The organism is Xanthomonas sp. SHU 308, assembly GCF_000364645.1.
Lineage (GTDB): Bacteria > Pseudomonadota > Gammaproteobacteria > Xanthomonadales > Xanthomonadaceae > Xanthomonas_A > Xanthomonas_A sontii.
Window position 1 is genome coordinate 1 of the sequence record NZ_AQOK01000885.1, and the last position, 4,219, is coordinate 4,219.

3 protein-coding genes and 2 pseudogenes are annotated in these 4,219 nt (G+C 70.3%); all 5 read right to left on the minus strand.

Features of this window, described 5'->3' with window-relative positions:
* A pseudogene (locus D588_RS25965) lies at positions 1–205 on the minus strand (chemotaxis protein CheW); the annotation flags it as partial.
* On the minus strand, positions 202–984 hold the full coding sequence (locus D588_RS0122815) for a ParA family protein (RefSeq protein WP_017910758.1): 783 nt from the start codon (positions 982–984) through the stop codon (positions 202–204). The pseudogene D588_RS25965 and the gene D588_RS0122815, both read right to left, overlap by 4 nt.
* A 143-nt stretch (positions 985–1,127) precedes the next feature.
* Positions 1,128–1,931, minus strand: a pseudogene (motD, locus tag D588_RS0122820) (flagellar motor protein MotD); the annotation flags it as partial.
* Between the two features lie 7 nt (positions 1,932–1,938).
* Positions 1,939–2,679, minus strand: a complete 741-nt coding sequence (locus tag D588_RS0122825) for a flagellar motor protein (protein ID WP_010341770.1) — start codon at positions 2,677–2,679, stop codon at positions 1,939–1,941.
* Positions 2,680–3,015: 336 nt separating this feature from the next.
* The coding region (locus D588_RS0122830; protein ID WP_017917637.1) for a chemotaxis protein CheA at positions 3,016–4,219 on the minus strand (1,204 nt) is incomplete at its 5' end.

Here is a 4,219-nt window from a genome sequence, read left to right on the forward strand (position 1 = left end):
CATCGGCTTCGGCCAGGACCGCGGCAGCGATCTGTTCGGGCGTGGGGCCGGCAGCGGCCGGGGCGGGCGCCGTCGTCGCGGCGTCCGCTTGCACGTCGGCGACCGCGACCGGCGCGGGGCTCGGCGGCACGGCCTTCTGCTCCTCGGCGATCACGTCGTGGAGCAGGCCTTCCAGATAATCGTCGATGATCCCGGGGGTGCTCATGCGGCTTGCTCCATCGGCGTGGCGTCGCTGGCGATCAGCCATTCCAGCGCGCGGCGGTAGGCGGCCAGGCCGCGGCCCGGGTAGTCGCCCGGCACGCCGGCCACCGTCAGCGCCTTGACGTTGCAGATCTTGGTGTCGACCGGGATGGCGTCTTCCCACACCCGCTCGCCGTAGCTGTCCTGCATCTGCCGCAGGGTCTCGTTGCCGGCGCGGGTGCGCTTGTCGAACAGGGTCGGCAGGATCGAGGCGGGCAGGGGGCGGCGGCGCGAGCGCTCGACCATGTCCACGGTGCGGACCATGCTGGCCAGGCCGTGCAGGGCCAGCGGCTCGGCCTGGGTCGGGATGATCACGCGGTCGGCCGCCGCCAGCGCGTTGATCATCAGCAGGCCCAGGGTCGGCGGGCAGTCGAGCAGGATGTAGTCGTGCTGGCCGGCGTGGCGGGCCATGGCCTGCTGCAGCGCCAGGCCCAGGCCGGGCTGGTTGGCGCTGCGCCGTTCCAGCGTGGCCAGCGCGGTCTGCCCGCAGACGAAGCTCAGGCGCTCGACCGCGGTGTCGCGGGCCAGCGCGGCGAGTTCGCCCGGCGGGGTCGCGAACAGGTCGAGCACGCCCGGCGGCTGCGGTTCCTGCGGCACGTCGAAGGCCCGGGTCAGCGAGGCGTGCGGATCGAGATCGAGCATCAGCACGCGGTGCCCGAGCATGGCCAGCCCACGGCCCAGGGCCAGCGTGGTGGTGGTCTTGCCCACGCCACCTTTCTGGTTGGCGATCGCCCAGATGCGCATCAGTTGACTCCTTCAATGGCAGGTACTGCGCGGGGGCCGCCGGCGTTGCCGGGGGCCGCCGCGGCGGGGGGTGTCGGGGTGGCCGGCGCGGCGCCGGCGCTCAAACGATCGGAGGCCGACGGCGTCGCATCGCCGCTGTCGCCGGAGTCGGCCAGGATCACCAGCACCACGCGGCGGTTGGCGTTGCGGCCGGCCGGCGTGTCGTTGCTGGCGCGCGGGCGGAACTGGCCGTAGCCGATCATCGACAGCCGCGAGGGCTGCAGGCCCTGGTCGGCGAACAGGTGGACCACGCTGGCCGCGCGCGCCGCCGACAGTTCCCAGTTCGAGGGGAACTGCGCGGTGGCGATCGGGGTGTTGTCGGTGTAGCCCTCCACGCGCACCCCGTTGGGCACGCCGGACAGCACCTGCGCCAGTTCGGACAGGGTGGCGCGCGCGCTCTGGTCGAGCGCGGCCGAGCCGGAGCCGAACAGGATGTCGCTGTTGATCTCCACTTCGATCCACAGCCCGGCGCGGCGCACGGTGATCAGCTTCTTCTGGATCAGCGGCGCCAGCGCGGCGCCGAGGCGATCGGCGATGCTGTCGAGCTGGCGCTGCGCGCGTCGCAGCTGCTGCGCGTCGCGCAGGTCGTCGCCGCGCTGCGCGTTGCCCGAGGGCAGGCGGTTGGGATCGGGCAGGGTCAGCGCCGGGCTGGACTTGATCGGGGTCGGCCGCTCGCCGCCCTGGCCCTGCAGCGCGTGGTCGCCGACCTGCACCGGACGCAGGGTCGTCGGGGTGCCGCCGAACGCGGCGCTCATCGCGTCGGCCATGACCCGGTACTTGGCTTCGTTGATCGTGGACAGCGCGTACATCACCACGAAGAAGGCGAGCAGCAACGTCATCAGGTCGGCATAGGGGATGGCCCATGCCTCGTGGTTGGCGTGCTCGTCGTGGGAGTGCTTGCGGGCCATTCGGAACTCAATGCAAGAATCCGGCCAGTTTCGATTCGATGTTGCGCGGGTTCTCGCCCTGGGCGATGGCGATCAACCCTTCGATGATCATTTCGCGCTCGCCGCAGCTGTGCTTGATCACGCTCTTGAGCTTGGCGGCCATCGGCAGGAACAGCAGGTTGGCCGAGGCGATGCCGTAGATGGTGGCGGTGAACGCGGCGGCGATGCCGTGGCCGAGCTTGCTCGGGTCGGCCAGGTTCTTCATCACCGCGATCAGGCCCAGCACCGCGCCGATGATGCCCAGGGTGGGCGCGTAGATGCCCATGCCCTCGAACACCTTGGCCGCGGCCAGATCGCAATGTTCCTGGCCTTCCAGGTCGATCTCCAGCATGTGCCGGATCGCTTCCGGCTCCACGCCGTCCACCAGCATCTGCAGGCCCTTGCGCACGAACGGATCCTGCTGCTGCGGCACCTGGTTCTCGAGCCCGAGCAGGCCCTGGCGGCGCGCGATGTTGCTCCATTCCACGATCTGCTTGAGCAACGCCTGGCGGTCGCTCGGCGGCGGCCACAGGATCCACTTGGCGATCTGGAACGCACGGCGGAACACGGACGGCGGGGTATGCACCAGGATCGCGGCGACGGTGCCGACGATCACGATCACGAACGCAGCCGGCGACCACAGCGCCGAAATGCCGGCGCCCTTGAGGATGCTGCCGCCGATGAGCGACAGAATCGCCAACAGCAGGCCGATGAGACTGAGCTTGTCCATGCAGGAGGTATCGGCCAGGGGGCTTGGGACTTGATGGGTTGGGGGCCGGGATTGGGGAATGGGGAATGGGGAGTCGATGAAGCCGGGATTCGGGAATGGGGATTGGGGAATCGAAAAAGCGCGCGCACGCCAACCGCTCATCCCGGCTCTATCGCGTCGCGGCTGAAGCCGCTCCCACATTGGGGAGTGAGGTACACGGGAGCTGCTGTTGCGATTCCCGAATGCCGATTCGCAGCCTCACCGCTGAAGCTGCTCCTACGTCGGAATCAGGGAAAAACGAAGCGCCAGGGAACCCGCTCCTGCGATTCCCCAATCCCCATTCCCCAATCCCGGCCTTCAGGCCTTCAAGCCATCCACATCCAGGATCAGCGCCAGGCGGCCGTCGCCGATGAGGGTGGCGCCGGCGTAGCCGGGCAGGCCGCGCAGCGAGCGCGGCAGCGGCTTGATCACCACTTCCTCGCGGCCGCGGACCTGGTCCACGACCAGGCCCATGCGCGATTCGCCGGCCTGCAGCACCACCACGGTGAGCAGCGGCAGTTGCGGGGCGTCGATGTTGAGCCACTGGCGCAGGTCCACCAGCGGCAGGGTGTGCGACTGCCGGTCGAGCACGGCGCGGCCGTCGAACCAGCCCAGCGAGCGGCGCGGGGCGTGCAGCACTTCCACCACGCGCGCCAGCGGCAGCGCGTAGACGGTATCGCCGGCCTGCACCAGCAGGGTCGGCAGGATCGCCAGGGTCAGCGGCACGCGGATCAGGAAGCGGCTGCCGCGGCCCAGTTCCGACTGGATCTGGATCTGGCCGCTGAGTTCGCGGATGCGCGACTGCACCACGTCCATGCCGACGCCGCGGCCGGAGATGTCGGTGACTTCGGATTTGGTCGAGAAGCCGGGCAGGAACACCAGGTGCAGGCATTCCTCGGTGGTCAGGCGGGCGGCGGCCTCGGGGTCGATCAGGCCCTTCTCGCGGGCCTTGGCGCGCAGCCGTTCCGGGTCGATGCCGGCGCCGTCGTCCTGCACCTCGATGCTGACGTAGTCGCCTTCCTGCTGCGCCGACAGGCGCACGTGGCCGCCGCGCGGCTTGCCGGTGGCTTCGCGCAGCGCCGGGGCTTCGATGCCGTGGTCGATCGCGTTGCGCACCAGGTGCACCAGCGGATCGGCCAGCGCCTCGACCAGGTTGCGATCGAGCTCGGTGTCGGCGCCGATCAGTTCCAGTTCCACTTCCTTGTTGAGCGAGCGGGCGACGTCGCGCGCCACCTTGGGGAAGCGCGAGAACACCTTGCCCACCGGCTGCATGCGCGTGCGCATCACCGCCGACTGCAGGCGCGCGGTGGCGATGTCCAGGCTGCTGACCGCGCGGTCCAGTTCCTCGTCGCGCAGGCGCACGCGCAGGGTCTTGAGGCGGTTGCGCGAGAGCACCAGTTCGCCGATCAGGTTGACGATCGCGTCCAGGCGCTTGGTGTCCACGCGCACGGTGTGTTCGGGCTCGGCGGCCTTGGCCGGGGCGGCCGCGGCCTTGGGCGCGGCGCTGGGCGCGCGCGGCGCC

Bases quoted from the DNA above. Each gene is read 5' to 3' on its own strand.
- D588_RS0122815 (WP_017910758.1), bottom strand. From the start codon at position 984: ATGCGCATCTGGGCGATCGCCAACCAGAAAGGTGGCGTGGGCAAGACC.
- D588_RS0122825 (WP_010341770.1), bottom strand. From the start codon at position 2,679: ATGGACAAGCTCAGTCTCATCGGCCTGCTGTTGGCGATTCTGTCGCTC.